Source organism: Bosea sp. (in: a-proteobacteria), from assembly GCA_023910605.1.
In the GTDB taxonomy this organism is placed as follows: Bacteria; Pseudomonadota; Alphaproteobacteria; order Rhizobiales; family Beijerinckiaceae; genus Allobosea.
Genome location: JAAVVV010000001.1, coordinates 110,058 through 127,455, shown reverse-complemented (window position 1 = coordinate 127,455; position 17,398 = coordinate 110,058). Strand labels below are relative to the sequence as shown.

The following is a 17,398-nucleotide window of genomic DNA, read 5'->3' as shown; positions in this document are numbered from 1 at the left end:
GTGGGGGCTCAACCCGTCCTGTGGCGTCCTGCGCGGCTCTGGGCGATCAGGCCTCCTGCCGGGCCGATGATCACGGAGCCGATGAAGATGGCGCCGAGGGTGAGGATCATGGCCGGGCCGGTAGGCAGGCTGGCGTGATAGGAGAGCATGAGCCCGCTCAGCCCGCCGATCAGCGCGACGACCCCCGCGATCAGCACCATCCAGTTGAGGTCGCGCGCCCAGAAGCGGGCCGCGACGGCCGGCAGCACAAGAAAGCCCACCGCCAGCAAGGTGCCGAGCGCATGGAAGCCGGCCACGAGATTGAGCACGAGCAGGATCATGAAGGCGAAGTAGGACGGCCCGCCTGAACGGCTCACCGTGCGCAGGAAGCCGGGGTCCAGGCCGTCCAGCACCAGGGGCCGCCAGAGCAGCGCCAGCGTCGCCAGGGTCACCGAGGCGATGGAGGCGACGAGCGCGAGCGTCGCGTCATCCAGCGCCAGGACCGAGCCGAACAGGAAGTGCATGAGATCGACATTGGAGCCGGAGGCCGAGACGATGAGCACGCCCAGCGCCAGCGAGATCAGATAGAATGATGCGAGCGTGGCATCTTCCTTGAGCGCGGTGTGGCGCGCCAGCGTGCCCGCGAGCAGCGCGATGGCCGCGCCCGCCGCGAAGCCGCCAAGGGTCATTGGCCAGAGCGAGAGCCCGAAGAGCGCATAGGCCATGGCCGTGCCGGGCAGGATGGCATGGCTCATGCCGTCGCCGGTCAGGGCCATACGGCGCAGCATCAGCAGCACGCCCAGCGGAGCTGCCGCCACGGAGAGCGCGAACACGCCGGCCAGGGCGCGCCTCATGAAGGCGAACTCGATGAAGGGAGCGACCAGCCAGTCCATGTCGGTTCCTCGGGCCTGCCTTCAGCTTTCGGACGCGCGCTCGCGTGCGGAGCCGTGGGCCTGAGCAGGCCCATGGCGATGCCCGTGGTCGTGCGGATGGTCGTGCGGATGGCCATGAGCATGGCCGTGTTCATGGTGATCGCCATGCCCGCGCTCATGTGCGTCGCCTGGTCCATGGACATGGCCCGCGCCCGCATGATCAACCTCGCAGAAGGGCGCGAAGTCGTCGAAGGCCTCGGTCATGGCGCGGGCGCGGGCCATGTTGGCGGGCGAGAGCGTTGCGGCGGTCGCGCCCCAGCCGATCGCCTGCCGGGCCAGAAGCAGCGTCTGCGGGAAATGCGCGCGCACCACGGCGAGATCGTGCAGCACCGCCACCACGGTGCGGCCCTCGGCGTTCCAGCCGCGCACAAGCGTCATCAGATCCTCGACCGTGGCGTTGTCGATGGCGGAAAAGGGCTCGTCGAGCAGGATCACCGGCGCATCCTGCAGGCTGACCCGGGCGAAGAGCGCGCGCTGGAGCTGACCGCCCGAAAGCGTGCCGACAGGGCGCCGCTCGAATCCGGAGAGGCCCACAAGCCCGAGCGCGGCGCTGATCGCCTCGCGGTCCCGGCCGCCGAAGGCGCCGAACAGGCCCCGGCGCTGCCAGAGGCCCATGGCCACCAGATCGAACACCGAGACGGGATAGCTCATGTCGATGCCATCCTTCTGCGGCACATAGGCGAAACGCGCATGGCGGCCGAGGCCGCCCCGGATCTGGCCGCCAAGGGGCCTGATCTCGCCGACCATGCCCTTGAGCAATGTGGACTTGCCGGCCCCGTTCGGGCCGACCACGGCGAGCAGGGCGCCCGGCTCGATGCGCCCGGTGAGGTGATGGACCGCCGGATGCCGGTCATAGCCGAGCGTCAGATCCTCGAGGATGATCGGCTCAGCGCGGAGCGGCGCGCCTGCGCCCCGGCTTATGGGAGGCGCGCTCATCACGCGCTCCTCATCGCCCAGAACACGGCCGCCCAGATCAGGCCGATCAGCCCGCCCGCGACGGCGAGCCGCGCCAGCGCGGACATGCGCATGAGCGAAGGCTGTGGGCCCGGCTTGCTCACGCAGGCCTCACGCGCCGGACGTGCCGGACGCGCCGGCGGCTTCCTCGGGCGTCCGCGTGGCAAGCGCCAGCGCATGCACACGATCCGCAAGCTCGGCGGCGAGCAAGGCGTTGACCATGCGGTGCCGCTCGATACGGCTCCGGCCGGCGAAGGCCGACGCCACAATCTCGACGCGGAAATGGGTCTCGCCGCCCTCGCGCCAGCCGCCATGGCCGGCATGCTGGTGGCTTTCGTCGATCACGACGAGCGACTCGGGCGTCAACGCCAGTTGCAGCGTGGCCGTGATGCGTTCCTTGACGGTCATGACAGTGGCTTACTCCATTGCGGGGCTCATCGCCAAACACCATGTGCGCTTGCCCGACACGCTTTCGAGACCTAATGATCTGAGCATGAATCTCAACTCGCCCCTGTTTGACAGCATCCGCGTCAAGCGCGAGCCGGAGCCGGAGGCCCGGCCCGAGGAGCGCGTGTGCGACCATGCCGGCTGCCGGGGCAAGGGCGAGTTCCGCGCGCCGAAAGGGCGCAACCATGAGGGCCAGTTCTTCTTCTTCTGCCTGGAGCACGTGAAGGCCTACAACGCCACCTACAACTATTTCAACGGCATGAGCGACGATGCCGTCGCCGCCTACCATAAGGACGCCTCGATCGGGCACCGGCCGACATGGACGCTCGGCGCCAACGCCAAGAACCCGCGCGCCGCCCAGCGCGGCGCCAGGCGGGCGCCGGCGGAGGGACCCGAGACCGAGGACCTGTTCGGCCTGTTCGAGAACCGCTTCAAGGCCAGGCAGAAGGCCGAGGAAGAGCGCCGCAAGCTCACCGAGCCCACCCGAAAGGCGCTGGACGCGCTGGGGCTCGAGGATGCCGCGACCAAGCCCGAGATCAAGACCCGCTACAAGGAGCTGGTGAAGCGCTTTCACCCCGACGCCAATGGCGGGGACCGCTCGCGCGAGGCCCGGCTGACGGAGATCGTCAACGCCTACAACCACCTCAAGCGAGCCGGGCGGGCCTGACGGCCGGGGCTGCGCGCTTTGCGCACGACCGTTTCGCAGCCAGGGCGATTGCCGCCCCGAACTGAAATGGGTAAGGAACCCTTGGAGCGGCGATCCCGGTTTCGGGGTCGCTTCGAGCCTTGATGGCCATTGTCTTGCATCCCGGCACGGGCGCAGGCGAAGCCGGCCCTGAGCGCTCCCGCCGGAGAATGAGAGCATGACGATGACGGACTACACGACCGGATTGCCCGACATGAAGGTGTCGGTGCGCCAGCTATTCGGCATCGACGCTGATCTCGAAGTGCCGGCCTACTCGACGACCGAAGCCCATGTGCCGGATCTCGACCCCGATTACCGGTTCGACCGGCAGACCACGCTCGCCATCCTGGCCGGCTTCTCGCGCAACCGCCGCGTGATGATCTCGGGCTATCACGGCACAGGCAAGTCGACGCATATCGAGCAGGTGGCCGCGCGGCTCAACTGGCCGTGCGTGCGCGTCAACCTCGACAGCCATGTCTCCCGCCTCGACATGGTGGGCAAGGACGCCATCGTGCTCAAGGACGGCAAGCAGGTCACCGAATTCCAGGATGGCATCCTGCCCTGGGCGCTGCAGCACAACATCGCGCTCGTCTTCGACGAATACGACGCGGGCCGCCCCGACGTGATGTTCGTGATCCAGCGCGTGCTGGAGCAGTCGGGCAAGCTGACGCTGCTGGACCAGAAGCGCGTCATCCGGCCGCACCCCGCTTTCCGCCTCTTCGCAACGGCCAATACGGTGGGCCTCGGTGACACATCGGGCCTCTATCACGGCACGCAGCAGATCAACCAGGGCCAGATGGACCGCTGGTCCATCGTCTCGACGCTGAACTACCTGCCCCATGACAATGAGGTGGAGATCGTGCTGGCCAAGTCGCCCCATTACAAGGGCAGCGCGGCCGGCCGGGACATCGTCAGCAAGATGGTGCGCGTCGCGGACCTGACCCGCAACGCCTTCATGAACGGGGATCTGAGCACGGTGATGAGCCCGCGCACGGTCATCACCTGGAGCGAGAACGCCGACATCTTCCAGGATGTGGGCTTCGCCTTCCGGCTGACCTTCCTCAACAAGTGCGACGAGCTGGAGCGCACGCTGGTGGCCGAGTTCTACCAGCGCTGCTTCGGCAAGGAGTTGCCCGAGAGCGCGGTGAACGTGGCGTTGAGCTGAGGCGCGCGATGGTGGCCAGCATCAGGGTTGAAGAAAACTCCGGGCCGGCCAGAAAGGCTATCCTCAAGGGCTTGCGCGGCTTCAACCGCAGCAAGATCGGCAAGCAGCCTGCGAATGACCTGGCGATCACGCTCCGGAACGAGGCGGACTACATCGTTGGCGGCGTCTGCGGCGAGGTCTGGGGCGACTGGCTGTTCGTGCAGCTGCTCTGGCTGGATGAGGCTCATCGCGGCGAGCGCTGGGCCACCGCCGCGATGGATGCGCTGGAGGACGAGGCCCGCCGCATCGGCGCCCAGCATGCATATGTCGACACGTTCAGCTTCCAGGCCAAGCCATTCTACGAGAAGCGCGGCTATCGGGTGTTTGGCGAGCTGAAGGATTTTCCCAAGGGAAACAGCCGTTTCTGGCTGTCGAAGGACCTATGAGCATCTCCAACCGCAAGCCCGGCCAGCCGAAGGAAGCGCCCACGGAGCCGCTGAAGCGCTCGGTCGCGTCCTGCCTCAAGGCCATTGCGCGCAGCCCCGAGCTTGAAGTCACCTTCGCCGCCGACAAGCCTGCGCTGATCCCGGGTCGGGCGCGCCTGCCTGAGCCGCCGCGAAAGCTGACCGCCGCCGATGTCGCCATCCTGCGCGGGCATGCCGACTCCATGGCGCTGCGCATGGCCTGCCATGACGCCGCCGTGCACCGGAAGATGATGCCCGAAGGCGAGGGCGCGCGCGCTGTCTATGACGCCGTGGAGCAGGCGCGGGTCGAATCCATCGGCGCGCGGCGCATGGAGGGAGTTGGGGCCAACATCGGCGCCATGCTCGAGGACAAGTATCATCGCGGCGCTCGCTACGAGGACATCACCGACCGTGCCGATGCGCCGGTCGAGGACGCTGTCGCGCTCATGGTCCGCGAGAAGCTGACGGGCCTCAAGCCGCCGCCCTCCGCGCAGAAGATCGTCGATCTGTGGCGCGATGTGATCGAGGAGAAGGCCGGGGCGGATCTCGAGGCGCTGGGCCGCACCATCGAGGACCAGCGCGGGTTCGCCCGCGCCGTGCGCGATCTGCTCGCCTCGCTCGACATGGCCGACGAGATGACGTCGAGCCCTGACGATGACGAAAGCAAGGACGACGACAGCCAGGAGCAGGACCAGCAGGAGCAGGAGGACGGCGAGGCTGAAGACCAGTCCGAAGGCCAGCAGGCCGAGGTCGATGTCAGCCAGGATGCCGCCGAGGAGATGGAGGAGGGGGCCTCCGAGGCCGCCGACGCGCCCTCGGGCGACTGGCGCGAGGATGACGATCAGGCCGATGCCGAGGAGGCCGGGGACGCGCCGCGCCAGCGCGAGATGCGCGCCAATGAGCACAAGGGGCCGGACTACAAGGCTTACTCCCTCAAGCATGATGAAGTCATCGAGGCCGAGGAGCTGTGCGACGCCGAGGAGCTGACGCGGCTGCGCGCCTATCTCGACAAGCAGCTCGCCAGCCTGCAGGGCGTGGTGGCCCGCCTCGCCAACCGGCTGCAACGCCGGCTGATGGCGCAGCAGAACCGATCCTGGGAGTTCGACCTCGAGGAGGGCGCGCTCGATCCTGCGCGGCTGACGCGCATCATCCTCGACCCTTACCAGCCGCTCTCCTTCAAGCGGGAGAAGGACACCAATTTCCGCGACACGGTGGTGACGCTGCTGATCGACAATTCCGGGTCGATGCGCGGCCGGCCCATCACGGTGGCGGCCACCTGCGGCGACATCCTGGCCCGCACGCTGGAGCGCTGCGGCGTCAAGGTCGAAATCCTGGGCTTCACCACCAAGGCGTGGAAGGGCGGGCAGAGCCGCGAGGCCTGGCTGCAGGCCGGCAAGCCGCCGACGCCGGGCCGGCTCAACGACCTGCGCCACATCATCTACAAATCCGCCGATGCGCCATGGCGGCGCGCGCGCAAGAACCTCGGGCTGATGATGCGCGAGGGCCTGCTGAAGGAGAACATCGACGGGGAGGCGCTGGACTGGGCGCACAAGCGCCTGCTCGGGCGCCCGGAGCAGCGCAAGATCCTGATGGTGATCTCGGATGGGGCGCCGGTCGATGACTCCACCTTGTCGGTGAATGCCGGCAATTATCTCGAAAAGCATCTGCGGCATATCATCGGCGAGATCGAGAACCGCTCACCGGTCGAGCTCATCGCCATCGGCATCGGCCATGACGTGACGCGCTACTACAAGCGCGCGGTGACGATCGTGGACGCCGAGGAGCTTGGCGGGGTCATGACCGAGAAGCTCGCCGAGCTGTTCGAGGACAATCATGTGGCGGGTTCGCGCGGGCGGGGCGGGGCGGCCCACACCGGCCGGCGGCTTCAGTGAACCTCACGCGCCGCGGCGCGCTGGGCCTGTCCATCGGCGCCGTCGCCGCCTTGACCGGCCAGGGCGCGCTGGCGCGGCCCGAGCCTGTCGGGCCTGGCCCCGTTTCGCTCGACATCGCCGCCCGCCCGATACCCGCGCTTCTGGCGCGGGCGCCGGGCCAGACACGATTCGGCGCGCTGGCGTTTCGCGGGGGGCTGGTGCTGTCGGCGCGGGAAGCGGCCTTCGGCGGCTTTTCCGGCCTTTGGCGCAGCGATGACGGGCAGCGCATCGTCGCGGTGTCGGACAATGCTCACTGGCTCACGGCACGGCTCCAGCGTGAGGGGGGGCAGCTTGCGGGGCTGACCGACGCCGTGCTGGCCCCGATGCTCGGCGCCGGCGGACGACCGCTCTCGCGCACGCGCTCCTATGACACCGAAGGGCTCGCGATGGCTGGGGGCGTGGCCTATGTCGGCGTCGAGCGCAGCCATGAGGTGTTGCGATTCGACTGGGCGGCGCGCGGCGTGGCCGCGCGGGGCCAGCCCATGGCGCTGCCGGCCGAGGCGCGGCAGCTGCCGCGCAACCGGGGGCTCGAGGCGATCGGCGTCGCTCCGGCCCCCAGCCCGGTCGCTGGCGCGGTCGTTGCGATCTCGGAGCGTTCGGCCGGGCATGACGAGCCGACGCTGGGGCTCATCCTGGGGGGGGCAGGGCCGGGGCGCTTCCGCTACCGGCTGCAGGACGGCTACGAGGTCACTGACCTCGCCTTTCTGCCGCAGGGCGACATGCTTGTGCTGGAGCGGTGGTATCGCCCCTGGCGCGGGCTCGGGATGCGGCTCAGGCGCGTGCCGGCGGCCATGCTGCTTCCCGGGGCGCTGGTCGAGGGCGCGCTGCTCGCCGATCTCGACCTTGCCCATGAGATCGACAACATGGAAGGTCTCGCGGTGCATCAGGAGCAGGGGCGCACCATCCTGACTGTGATATCGGATGACAACTTCTCGATGATCCAGCGCACCGTGCTGCTCGAGTTCGAGCTGGTCGGCTGAAACCGGACTCAGGCCGCCTGCGCGATCACCAGCCTCACCGCGAAATCGGCCAGTCCGAACTGCCTGATCGGATGATGCACCAGCAGTTTGCAGGCGGTCACGACCGCAGCCATGGCCAGGATCGCGAGCATGAAGGCCATGCGGTCTGCGCCGGCGCTGGCGGAGAACCCGGCTTGCCTGCTGGCAGTCGCTTCAATGCGGGCCACAATGGCGGCGTTGCCATTCACGACGCCGAAAAGCGCCGCGCTCAAGCCTTTGGGGGCTCCGAAACGAAAAAAGCGGCCCTGTCAGGCCGCTTTCCGTCAAGCTGCCGAAGATCGATCAGGCGCTGGCGAGCTTCTTCTGAACGTCGCGCTTGAGCGACAGCGCATTGGTGGAAAGCTCGTCATTGTTCGCCTTGAGCAGGAATGCGTCGAGGCCGCCGCGGTGATCGACCGAACGCAGCGCGTTGGCCGAGACGCGCATCTTGACCGAACGGCCCAGCGCGTCGGAGGTCAGGGTGACGTTGACGAGGTTCGGCAGGAACCGGGTCTTGGTCTTGATGTTGGAGTGGCTGACCAGGTTGCCGACCTGAACACCCTTGCCTGTGAGCTCACAACGACGCGACATGCCATCTTCCTTCTTGTGCGTGCGCGGCCCTCAAACAAAACAACCGACGCGCTGTCACGCATCGGCCTGCAAGAGCCGGATAAATCAAGGTCGCGGGGTCTATGGCCCAACCGCGCGGGAAGGTCAAGGCGCAAGCATATGGGGCACAGGGCTCATCACGGGCACGCGAGCGGCGCCACGGTTCATCGCCGGTTGGGAGGCGCCGGGTTACGAAGACTTAACCATGGTCCCGGATCATGCGTGATTCGGGTTCCGGATATCAAAGGACCGCGGGAGTTCGCGATGCGTCGCCAGTGCGTCACGCTTGTTTTGAGTGCAGCAGCGCTGTTCGCTGCGGAGCGCGCCGCGGCGCAGGCCGAGGGCAGGTGGCAGGCCAGCTATGGCGTCACGCTGATCGGCCTGCCCATCGGCACGGCGCAGGTCACGGCCGCGCTCGATCCGGGCCGCTACAAGATCGAGGTCCAGGCCCGGCTCACCGGGCTTGCCGGCATGGTCACGGGCGGCAAGGGGGCAGGCTCAGCCAGCGGCGCCTTCGCGCAGGGACGGCCCGCGAGCACGGGCTATGCCGCGTCCGGCTCGAATGGCAGAGAGGCGCGCACCGTGCGCATGGCGATGAGCGGCGGCACCGCCACATCGGTCGATATCGCGCCGCCGATCGTCAAGAAGCCCGACGCAATCCCGGTCACAGACGCGCACAAGCGCGGCATCACCGATCCGGTCAGCGCGCTGCTGATGCCGGTCCCGGCCGGCAAGGACCCGGTTTCCGCCGCCGCCTGCGATCGCCAGATCCAGATCTTCGACGGCAATGCGCGCTATGACATCGCGTTGAGCTATGCCGGCACGCGAAAAGTCGAGGGGCGCGGCTACAGCGGCGCCGTTGCGGTCTGCAAGGCGCGCTACATTCCCATCGCAGGCCATCGCGATGGCCGCGCCACGCGGTTTATGGCGGATAATCGCGACATCGAGGCCTGGCTCGCGCCCGTGGCGGGCACTTCGCTCGTCGCGCCCTACCGTATTGCGGTGCGCAGCGAGATCGGGATGGTCGTCATCGAGGCCAACCGCTTCGAGGCGCCCACGAAGGCCGCCGCTGCGCGGCCGTGAGGCGATCCGCTCGCCAAGGCTGGACACGCGCGCCTTCCAGGTGCGCAATCATCCGGTGAGGCAGGGTCAGTGATCGATCAGAGGCGGGTTTGTCGGCCTTCTGGCGGGGCCGGCGCTCGTGTTCGTGCGGCTTGCCGCCACCCGCGATGCGGCGTCGGCGATTCGGGCGGCTGCGCCATGGGCTTGTTCTGGGGCGCCGCCCTCGGCGCCTGCATCGGCTCCTGCATCGGCGCCTGCATCCGGGGTGTCGTGAAGCTCGACCGGGACAAGCCGCTCGGGTGAGCGGGCGCCTGTGATGTCCTCTCCGGTGGCCGCATGGTCTGAAACGCCAGGCGGGGAAGGTGCAATTCAGGAAGAACAAAGGCAGATTTGTTCCGGGTCACCGATTCGGGCCGTTTCTGTTCTGCCCCTGTTCACTGTGAAATTTCACCATGAAAACCGGGAACTCACGGCTTGTGCGGGCCGATCGGTGTCTGAGGGGCTGGCGCAAAGGGAAGCGAAGGGTTCGCCTGGGGATAATGGCGGTTGCACCTGGGCTGTCGGCGTGGTGTCTGGAGCCGTCATGCTGATGCGGTCATTACCCCCTGCCGTGCGCACTCGCGGCGTCACAGCCGTGCTCGGGCCCACCAACACCGGCAAGACGCATTATGCGCTCGATCGCATGGCGGCCCATGCCACGGGCATGATCGGGCTGCCGCTGCGCCTTCTCGCCCGCGAAGTCTATGGCCGCCTCGTCGAGCGGGTCGGCGCGCAGGCGGTGGCGCTCGTGACGGGCGAGGAGAAGATCAAGCCTGACAAGGCGCGCTTCTGGGTCTCCACGGTGGAGGCCATGCCGCGCGATGTCAGCGTCGATTTCGTGGCCGTGGACGAGATCCAGCTCGCCGCAGACCTCGACAGGGGCCATGTCTTCACCGACCGGCTGCTGAACCAGCGCGGCCGTTCCGAGACGCTGTTGATCGGGTCCGGCACCATGCGTCCGCTGATCGAGCAGCTTTTGCCCGGCGTGCACGTGGTGACGCGGCCTCGGCTCTCGCAGCTGAGCTTCGCAGGCGAGAAAAAGCTCACGCGGCTGCCGCCCCGGGCCGCGATCGTGGCCTTCTCGGCCGATGAGGTCTATGCCGTGGCCGAGCTGATCCGTCGCCAGAAGGGCGGAGCCGCAGTCGTGATGGGCTCTCTCAGCCCTCGCACACGCAACGCGCAGGTCGAGCTGTTCCAGGCGGGGGATGTCGATTATCTCGTCGCCACCGACGCCATCGGCATGGGGCTCAACCTCGATGTCGAGCAGATCGCCTTCGCTTCTGACCGAAAGTTCGACGGCCAACGCTTCCGGCAGCTCACCCCGCCCGAATTCGGGCAGATCGCCGGACGGGCGGGCCGCCATATGCGCGATGGGCTTTTCGGCTCCACGGGACGTTGCCCGCCGCTGGATCCAGAACTGGTCGAGGCCATCGAGAACCACCGCTTCGATCCGGTCCGCAATCTGCAATGGCGCAATCCGGACCTCGATTTCCGCACGCTCAAGGCGCTCAAGGCCGCGCTGGCCGTGCTTCCCAACGAGGCGGGGCTGAGCAAGGCCCTCGCCGCCGATGACGAGATCGCGCTCGAGATCGTCTCGGCCGATCCCGAGCTGCGCAATCTCGCCAATGGGCGTGAGGCGGTGCAGAGGCTGTGGGATGCCTGCCAGGTGCCCGACTATCGCAAGTCCTCGCCGCAGGTTCATGCCGAACTCGTGGGGACGCTCTACCGTTTCCTGATGCAGCAGCGGGTCATCCCTGCGGATTGGCTCAAACGGCAGATCGCCATGCTCGACCGGATCGACGGGGACATCGACACCCTGTCCAGCCGCATCGCCCAGATCAGGACATGGACTTTCGTGGCCAACCGGCCTGACTGGTTGGCTGATCCTGAGCATTGGCAGGGGCTGGCGCGTCAGGTAGAGGACAAGTTATCCGATGCGCTGCACGAGCGTCTGGCGGCCCGTTTCGTGGACCGGCGGACCAGCGTGCTGATGCGACGCTTGCGGGAGAATACGATGCTTGAGGCACAGGTCACCGCGACGGGTGACGTTACGGTCGAAGGCCAGCATGTGGGGAGCCTTTCGGGTTTTCACTTCATCCCGGACGCCAACGCGACCGGGCCGGAAGCCAAGGCCCTGAACGCGGCGGCGCAGAAGGCGCTGGTGGGCGAGCTTGAAGCCCGCGCGGCCCGCCTGTCGCTGGCTGCCGACGACGCGATCGTGCTCGCCAATGATGGCATCATCCGCTGGACGGGCGAGCCGGTCGCGCGGCTGGCGCCTGGCGAGAAGATCCTGGCGCCGCGCATCCGCCTGATCGCCGACGAGAACCTGCCGCCGGCAGCCCGCGAGCCGGTGGAGCAGCGGCTCGAGCTGTGGTTGAAGGCGCATCTGACCCGTCATCTGGGCGCGCTGCTGGTGCTTGAGGAGGCTCCCGGCATCACCGGCATGGCCCGCGGCCTCGCCTTCCAGCTGTCGGAGTCGCTGGGCGTGCTTGACCGCGCCAAGGTCGCCAACGACGTCAAGGGTCTGGAGCAGGATGCCCGCGCCGCGCTGCGCAAGCATGGCGTGCGCTTCGGCGCCTATCATCTTTACATGCCGCTGCTGCTCAAGCCGGCCCCGCGCGGCCTCGCCTCGCAGCTCTGGGCGCTCAAGCATGGCGGGCTCGACCAGCCGGGCCGCGACGAGATCGCGTATCTGGCGCTGTCGGGCCGCACCTCGATCCCGGCCAACAAGGAGGTCCCGCGCGATCTGTATCGCTCGGCCGGCTTCCACGTGGCGGGCGAGCGTGCCCTGCGCGTCGATATCCTCGAGAGGCTGGCCGATCTCATCAGGCCGGCCATCGCCTACCGCCCCGGCGTGACGCCCGGCGAGCCCCCTGCGGGCGCCGCCGATGGCGACGGCTTCGTCATCACCGGCGCGATGACCTCGCTGGTCGGCGCCTCGGGCCCCGATTTCGCCAATGTGCTGAAGGCGCTCGGCTATGCCGTGTCGACGCGGCTGGGCCCGGCCATCACGGTGCCGCTTCTCAAGCCCGCGCCGACCGAGGCGCTGGTCGTGAAGCCCGCGGCCGGCGATGATGCAAGCGATCAGGAACCCGGCGAACAGGGCTCAGCCGAGGCTGGCACGGGCAAGGCCGACGCTGCGGACCAGGAACTGGCTGCCGATGCGTTCTGCATGGATGCGGCGCCGGGGGGCGATCAGACCGAAGTCCCTGCCGCCACCATGGCTGAAGCGCCGGCGCGCGAGGACGTTGCAGCCGACAAGCTGGCCGCCGAAACCCCTGCCGCCGAAGCCCCTGCCGCCGAAGCCCCTGCCGATGCATCCGCAGCAGAAGCTCCAGCCGCGCCTGCCGCCGCCGCCGAGATCGAGGTCTGGCGTCCGCAGCGCAAGCATCAGCATCAGGGACCGCGCCGCGCCGAGCGTGGCCAGGGGCGCGGACGTGGGCCGGAGGGAGCCGATCAGGCCCGCCGTGCCAATCGCCGTGGCCGTGTGGTTTATCGTGCGCCCGAGCCAGGCGAAGTCGTGGCCGCGCCTGCCGATCCGGCGCGCGCCGAACGGCAGAACCGCCCCCGGCCAGAGCGCAATGCCATTGACAGGACGGACGGGCCGAGGCCCGTGAGGACGGAAGCTGAGGCGCAGCGTCCCGACCGCGCCGGGCGTCCTTTCAAGGCCAGGGATGGCGCGCCCGAGCGCGCTCCGCGCGACGACGCGCGCAACCGGCCGCCCGGCGCCCGCGACGGGCGTGGACCGAGGCCCGACCAGCGCGAGGCGCGGCCCTCCCGGCCCGAGAGCCAGGCCCCGCGGCCCGACCGTCAACCGGATCCGGATTCGCCCTTCGCCAAGCTGGCCGCGCTCAAGGCGCAGCTGGAGGGCCAGCGCAAGCCGTGAACAGGCCCGCCCCCATGACAGGATCTTGATCATGCGGGAGGATCGGCAGCGGCTGGACAAGTGGATCTGGTTTGCGCGGTTCGCCCGCACCCGCGGCGCGGCCCAGCAACTGATCGAGGCCGGGCGCGTGCGCATCGAAGGGCGACGCGTCACCGCACCCGCCCACCCGCTGAAGCTTGGCGACGTGCTCACGGTGGCTGCGCCGCATGAGACCGCCGTGGTGCGCGTCATCGGGCTGGGGGAGCGGCGCGGGGACGCATCGAGCGTTGCGGCGCTTTATGTCAGGGTGGCAGACCAATAAGGATTTGACCTTGCTTGAACCGGCCATCGTCACCGTCTAGAGGTGCTTGTTCGCAGCGAGGAGGCCGAACGGCCCGCGGGGATAAGCAATGACCTATGTCGTCACGGAAAACTGCATCAAGTGCAAGTACATGGACTGTGTCGAGGTTTGTCCGGTCGACTGCTTCTATGAGGGCGAGAACATGCTCGTCATCCACCCCGACGAGTGCATCGACTGCGGCGTGTGCGAGCCGGAATGCCCGGCCGAGGCCATCAAGCCCGACACCGAGCCCGGCCTCGAACAATGGCTGAAGCTCAACAGCGACTACGCCAAGTCGTGGCCCAACATCACCCGGAAGAAGGACGCGCCCGCCGACGCAAAGGCCTTCGACGGGCAGCCCGGCAAGTTCGAGGCGCATTTCTCGGCAACTCCCGGCGAAGGCGACTGAGCCCCTGAGCGGAAGCTCAAAGCGTTAACCAAACTGGCCCCGTCCATGGTTAACGATTCGCTTAAGCTTTGAATTGCGGGCCATTCATGTTATGGGTCCGCCCACAGTCGAAGTTCATGTCCCGTCATCCGCCGCGCGGGGTTCAATCCATCCGGATGCAGCGTATGCAGCCGCGTTTTGTGCGGCCGCTGGCTTGTTGCTTCAATGGGACGTGAAAAACAGGAACGACTGTGGAGTGCGCAAGCGTTGAACTGACGCATGCGGTTTCGGGATCTGGCCTGCCAGAAGGTCTGGCCATCGGGGGTTGTGTCTGCGTTTTGCAGACTGACAGGAGAGTCATTTTAGATGTCCACGATCAAGAAGAGCACGACGCGCCTGGGCTTCAAGACCGGCGAGTTCATTGTCTATCCGGCCCATGGGGTCGGCCAGATCGTTGCCATCGAGGAGCAGGAAGTCGCCGGCTTCAAGCTTGAACTTTTCGTCGTGAGCTTTTCCAAGGACAAGATGACGCTTCGCGTGCCGACCGCCAAGGCCGCCACCGTCGGCATGCGCAAGCTCGCCGATGAATCCGTCGTCGCCAAGGCGCTGGAGACGTTGACCGGCCGCGCGCGCATCAAGCGCACCATGTGGTCGCGCCGCGCGCAGGAATATGAAGCGAAGATCAATTCGGGCGACATCGTCGCGATTTCGGAAGTGGTGCGCGACCTGCACCGTTCGGAGGCGCAGCCGGAGCAGTCCTACTCGGAGCGCCAGCTCTATGAAGCGGCTCTGGATCGCATGGTGCGTGAAATTGCCGCGGTCGATGACGTGACCGACACCGAGGCCCTCAAGAAGATCGAGGCGCAGCTCGCCAGGTCGCCCCGCCGCGCGCCCAAGGGTTCCGAGGAGGCCGAGGCAGAGGATGCCGCCGACGAGGCGGAGGCCGCCTGACGGGCGCTCCCGGCCTCCCCATCAACACCATCAACACCATCAGCCCGGCGCCGCCAGCGCCGGGCTTTTTGTGGCTGCCGCCGCTGCTGGTCCTGTCTGCGTCAATCCGACTCAGGGGGAAGGCACTGGACGATTCTGAACAAGACCTTAAGCGCCGGTGATCCAGCCTGCGCTGCGCTCCGTAACGTTACGTATCACGGGGGGTGAGCATGGCTGATGTTGCCGGGGTCCAGCGCAGTTTCGTGAGGGCGGCGATGAACGCGCCCTTCCTCGAACGCGGGGAGGAACGGGCCCTGGCCGTACGCTGGAAGGACCATGGCGACGAATACGCCCTGCACCAGCTTGCCGCGGCCCATATGCGCCTCGTGATGGCGCTCGCAGCCCGCTTTCGCCATTACGGCCTGCCCATGGCCGATCTTGTCCAGGAAGGCCATGTCGGCCTGCTGGAAGCGGCCGCGCGCTTCGAGCCGGAGCGCGAGGTGCGCTTCTCCACCTACGCCACCTGGTGGATCCGCGCCTCGATCCAGGACTACATCCTGCGCAACTGGTCGATCGTGCGCGGGGGGACAAGCTCGGCCCAGAAGGCGCTTTTCTTCAACCTGCGCCGCCTGCGCGCGCGCCTGACCCGCAATGGCGACGAGCGCATCAGCGACCGCGTGCATCAGGAGATCGCCACCACGCTCGGGGTCTCGAAGGCCGATGTCGCCACCATGGATGCAAGGCTCTCCGGCCCGGATGTTTCGCTGAATGCGCCGCTGCTGGACGACGACTCAGGCTCCGCCGCGCAGCGCATGGATTTCCTGCCCGATGAGGGCCCGCTCCAGGACGAAGTGGTCGGCGACAGCATCGACAGCGACCGCCGCGTGAAGTGGCTGCGTGCGGCGCTGGCCGTGCTTTCGGAGCGCGAGATGCGCATCCTGCACGAGCGCAGGCTCAACGACGAGCAGGCCACTCTGGAATCGCTTGGCGACAGGCTCGGCATCTCGAAGGAGCGCGTGCGCCAGATCGAGAACCGCGCGCTGGAGAAGCTCAAGCGTGCCCTGCTGGAGCGGCACCCCAAGCCCGAGACGGTCCTCGTCTGAGCCGGGCCCGCCCGGCCTTCTCACTCAACGATCAGCTTGTAGCGCTGGCCCGGCGTGAGCGCCGCGCCCCTGTCGAGCCCGTTCAGGATCAGGAACTGGTCGAGCGCGCGCTCGTCGGGAGCCATCCGGGAGGCCAGCGTGGCGGGGGTGTCGCTGCCTGAGGCCACCACTGTCCGGATGCGCAGCGGCCGCACCTGCGCCGCTTCCGCCGCTGACAGCCGCGTGAAGCTCGACACCACCGCGCGGAAGTTGCGGTCGAGATCCGCCTCCGGGCCCTTCGCCGCGAAGATGAAGCGGTAGGTGCGCTGGTCCGACCGGATCGCGGCCAGCCGGAAGCTCCAGTCGGTGCCCTTGCCGGAGGTGAGCGCGGCTGGCAGGCCGTTGATGGTGGAGGTTTCGACCCGGCCAGGCGTGACGCCATCGATCCAGCCGGTTCCGACATAGCTCTCCAAGGTCTGGCTGGAATCGAGCTGCACGGAATCAAAGCGCATCGCCCTGGCGCCGTTCCCGCCCACGCCCAGCACGGCATCGCGCGTGCTCTCCAGCGTCAGGCCCTCGGGCGCTGTGAAGCTCAGGCCAAGGGAGGGGTTCACATAGCGCCGGCCACGCACCGCGCCCTCGCGGGGATCGTCGCCGAAGGACAGGCCGTCGAGCGCGGTCAGCCAGTTGTCCCTGTCCCGCTGGCCGAGGCCGGGCGCGGCGATCTGCCGTGCGGTGGCGAGCGTGAGCTGGATGCGCTCGGTGGTCGAGGGATGGGTGGACAGGATGTCCATGCCGCGAGAACCCGGCCGCTCACCCATCAGCATGGCGCGGTCCCTTGTGGTCCGCCCCAGCGAGGCGAGGAAGCGCGAGGCGCCATAGGGGTCGTAGCCGGCAGCGGCGATGGCCTTGACGGCTATCATGTCTGCCTCCAGCTCCTGCTGGCGCGAGAAGCTGGCGAGCGAGAGCTTCGAGCGCGCCTGCACGAGCGCGCCCGCCACGGGGTCCTCCAGCACCTGCGAGACAACCCGCTGCACCAGTTCGGAGCGCTGCTGGAGTTCCGCGCGCTCGGCGCCGTGGCGCGCCTGCACATGCGCGATCTCGTGGGCGATCACCGAGGCGATCTCGGCGCGGTCATTGGCGAGGGCCAGCAGCCCGCGCGTCAGATAAAGCCGCCCCGTGGGCAGGGCGAAGGCATTGACCACGGGCGAGTTGAGCAGGGTCACTTCGTAATTGTAGCTGGCGCTGCCGGATGCGGCAGCCAGCTTGGCCACGATCTCATCCACCGCCCGCTTCGCAGCCGGCGCGCGATATTCGCCGCCGAAGGCCTGCATGAGGCGCTGATGTTCGCGCTGGGTGGCTGTCCCGGCCGCGCTGCCCTGAAGGGCGGCCGGCTGTCGCGGCGGATCGGGCGGCAGGAAGACCGGACGCTCGCCGGCGCAGCCTGCCACAAGTGCGGCGCCAAGCAGCAACGTCGCCAGACGCGCGGCCGCGCCTTGCGCTTTCTTGACCTGCCGTGCCGTCGCCGATGCCAGCCTCATGCCGTTCG

Annotated in this window: 17 protein-coding genes; 11 read left to right on the top strand and 6 right to left on the bottom strand. The window is 68.0% G+C overall.

The genetic code is table 11. The features are described 5' to 3' along the window. Positions 1–8: 8 nt before the first annotated feature. From HEQ16_00690 to HEQ16_00680, 3 genes are all read right to left on the bottom strand, one after another. Positions 9–872: a metal ABC transporter permease gene (locus tag HEQ16_00690; protein MCO4052593.1), complete on the bottom strand. Its 864-nt coding sequence runs from the start codon at positions 870–872 to the stop codon at positions 9–11. 21 nt (positions 873–893) lie between these two features. Next, positions 894–1,847: an ABC transporter ATP-binding protein gene (locus HEQ16_00685; protein MCO4052592.1), complete on the bottom strand. Its 954-nt coding sequence runs from the start codon at positions 1,845–1,847 to the stop codon at positions 894–896. A gap of 129 nt (positions 1,848–1,976) precedes the next feature. Further along, the gene (locus tag HEQ16_00680) at positions 1,977–2,273 is read right to left on the bottom strand and encodes a BolA family transcriptional regulator (protein MCO4052591.1); all 297 of its coding nucleotides are present in this window, start codon (positions 2,271–2,273) and stop codon (positions 1,977–1,979) included. An 85-nt stretch (positions 2,274–2,358) separates the two neighbouring features. Here HEQ16_00680 and HEQ16_00675 point away from each other — a divergent pair, with 85 nt between their 5' ends. From HEQ16_00675 to HEQ16_00655, 5 genes are all read left to right on the top strand, one after another. After that, entirely contained in the window at positions 2,359–2,979 is a 621-nt protein-coding gene (locus HEQ16_00675) for a DnaJ domain-containing protein (protein ID MCO4052590.1), read from the top strand. A gap of 196 nt (positions 2,980–3,175) precedes the next feature. Continuing rightward, the gene (cobS, locus tag HEQ16_00670) at positions 3,176–4,162 is read left to right on the top strand and encodes a cobaltochelatase subunit CobS (GenBank protein ID MCO4052589.1); all 987 of its coding nucleotides are present in this window, start codon (positions 3,176–3,178) and stop codon (positions 4,160–4,162) included. A gap of 8 nt (positions 4,163–4,170) precedes the next feature. After that, positions 4,171–4,587 (top strand): GNAT family N-acetyltransferase, encoded by a 417-nt coding sequence (locus HEQ16_00665; protein ID MCO4052588.1) that lies wholly within the window; start codon positions 4,171–4,173, stop codon positions 4,585–4,587. Next, positions 4,584–6,497 carry a cobaltochelatase subunit CobT gene (gene cobT, locus HEQ16_00660; protein ID MCO4052587.1) on the top strand — a complete coding sequence of 638 codons (1,914 nt, stop codon included), beginning with the start codon at positions 4,584–4,586 and terminating at the stop codon, positions 6,495–6,497. Before HEQ16_00665 ends, cobT begins: the two co-directional genes overlap by 4 nt. Beyond that, entirely contained in the window at positions 6,494–7,516 is a 1,023-nt protein-coding gene (locus tag HEQ16_00655) for a twin-arginine translocation pathway signal (protein MCO4052586.1), read from the top strand. Before cobT ends, HEQ16_00655 begins: the two co-directional genes overlap by 4 nt. An 8-nt stretch (positions 7,517–7,524) precedes the next feature. Here the strand turns inward: HEQ16_00655 and HEQ16_00650 are convergent, their stop codons facing one another. Both HEQ16_00650 and rpmB read right to left on the bottom strand, forming a co-directional pair. Beyond that, on the bottom strand, positions 7,525–7,767 hold the full coding sequence (locus HEQ16_00650) for a hypothetical protein (GenBank protein MCO4052585.1): 243 nt from the start codon (positions 7,765–7,767) through the stop codon (positions 7,525–7,527). A gap of 70 nt (positions 7,768–7,837) precedes the next feature. Continuing rightward, entirely contained in the window at positions 7,838–8,125 is a 288-nt protein-coding gene (gene rpmB, locus HEQ16_00645) for a 50S ribosomal protein L28 (GenBank protein MCO4052584.1), read from the bottom strand. Between the two features lie 282 nt (positions 8,126–8,407). Between rpmB and HEQ16_00640 the strand changes: the two genes are divergently transcribed. The 6 genes from HEQ16_00640 (at position 8,408) to HEQ16_00615 (ending at position 15,870) form a co-directional block, all read left to right on the top strand. Then, the gene (locus HEQ16_00640) at positions 8,408–9,226 is read left to right on the top strand and encodes a DUF3108 domain-containing protein (protein MCO4052583.1); all 819 of its coding nucleotides are present in this window, start codon (positions 8,408–8,410) and stop codon (positions 9,224–9,226) included. A 562-nt stretch (positions 9,227–9,788) separates the two neighbouring features. After that, complete coding sequence (locus HEQ16_00635) at positions 9,789–13,130, top strand: helicase (protein ID MCO4052582.1); 3,342 nt, start codon at positions 9,789–9,791, stop codon at positions 13,128–13,130. A gap of 31 nt (positions 13,131–13,161) precedes the next feature. After that, entirely contained in the window at positions 13,162–13,431 is a 270-nt protein-coding gene (locus tag HEQ16_00630; GenBank protein MCO4052581.1) for an RNA-binding S4 domain-containing protein, read from the top strand. Positions 13,432–13,519: 88 nt separating this feature from the next. Continuing rightward, positions 13,520–13,858, top strand: a complete 339-nt coding sequence (locus HEQ16_00625; protein MCO4052580.1) for a ferredoxin family protein — start codon at positions 13,520–13,522, stop codon at positions 13,856–13,858. 345 nt (positions 13,859–14,203) lie between these two features. Next, positions 14,204–14,788: a CarD family transcriptional regulator gene (locus tag HEQ16_00620; protein ID MCO4052579.1), complete on the top strand. Its 585-nt coding sequence runs from the start codon at positions 14,204–14,206 to the stop codon at positions 14,786–14,788. A gap of 209 nt (positions 14,789–14,997) precedes the next feature. Next, on the top strand, positions 14,998–15,870 hold the full coding sequence (locus HEQ16_00615; protein MCO4052578.1) for an RNA polymerase factor sigma-32: 873 nt from the start codon (positions 14,998–15,000) through the stop codon (positions 15,868–15,870). Between the two features lie 20 nt (positions 15,871–15,890). Here the strand turns inward: HEQ16_00615 and HEQ16_00610 are convergent, their stop codons facing one another. Beyond that, positions 15,891–17,390 (bottom strand): M48 family metalloprotease, encoded by a 1,500-nt coding sequence (locus HEQ16_00610; protein MCO4052577.1) that lies wholly within the window; start codon positions 17,388–17,390, stop codon positions 15,891–15,893. Between the last annotated feature and the right edge of the window lie 8 nt (positions 17,391–17,398).

What these genes read in the sequence shown, in the direction of transcription:
- HEQ16_00690 (MCO4052593.1), bottom strand. Translation starts at nt 872, where the DNA reads ATGGACTGGCTGGTCGCTCCCTTCATCGAGTTCGCCTTCATGAGGCGC.
- HEQ16_00685 (MCO4052592.1), bottom strand. Translation starts at nt 1,847, where the DNA reads ATGAGCGCGCCTCCCATAAGCCGGGGCGCAGGCGCGCCGCTCCGCGCT.
- HEQ16_00680 (MCO4052591.1), bottom strand. Translation starts at nt 2,273, where the DNA reads ATGACCGTCAAGGAACGCATCACGGCCACGCTGCAACTGGCGTTGACG.
- HEQ16_00675 (MCO4052590.1), top strand. Translation starts at nt 2,359, where the DNA reads ATGAATCTCAACTCGCCCCTGTTTGACAGCATCCGCGTCAAGCGCGAG.
- cobS (MCO4052589.1), top strand. Translation starts at nt 3,176, where the DNA reads ATGACGATGACGGACTACACGACCGGATTGCCCGACATGAAGGTGTCG.
- HEQ16_00665 (MCO4052588.1), top strand. Translation starts at nt 4,171, where the DNA reads ATGGTGGCCAGCATCAGGGTTGAAGAAAACTCCGGGCCGGCCAGAAAG.
- cobT (MCO4052587.1), top strand. Translation starts at nt 4,584, where the DNA reads ATGAGCATCTCCAACCGCAAGCCCGGCCAGCCGAAGGAAGCGCCCACG.
- rpmB (MCO4052584.1), bottom strand. Translation starts at nt 8,125, where the DNA reads ATGTCGCGTCGTTGTGAGCTCACAGGCAAGGGTGTTCAGGTCGGCAAC.
- HEQ16_00640 (MCO4052583.1), top strand. Translation starts at nt 8,408, where the DNA reads ATGCGTCGCCAGTGCGTCACGCTTGTTTTGAGTGCAGCAGCGCTGTTC.
- HEQ16_00635 (MCO4052582.1), top strand. Translation starts at nt 9,789, where the DNA reads ATGCTGATGCGGTCATTACCCCCTGCCGTGCGCACTCGCGGCGTCACA.
- HEQ16_00630 (MCO4052581.1), top strand. Translation starts at nt 13,162, where the DNA reads ATGCGGGAGGATCGGCAGCGGCTGGACAAGTGGATCTGGTTTGCGCGG.
- HEQ16_00625 (MCO4052580.1), top strand. Translation starts at nt 13,520, where the DNA reads ATGACCTATGTCGTCACGGAAAACTGCATCAAGTGCAAGTACATGGAC.
- HEQ16_00620 (MCO4052579.1), top strand. Translation starts at nt 14,204, where the DNA reads ATGTCCACGATCAAGAAGAGCACGACGCGCCTGGGCTTCAAGACCGGC.
- HEQ16_00615 (MCO4052578.1), top strand. Translation starts at nt 14,998, where the DNA reads ATGGCTGATGTTGCCGGGGTCCAGCGCAGTTTCGTGAGGGCGGCGATG.
- HEQ16_00610 (MCO4052577.1), bottom strand. Translation starts at nt 17,390, where the DNA reads ATGAGGCTGGCATCGGCGACGGCACGGCAGGTCAAGAAAGCGCAAGGC.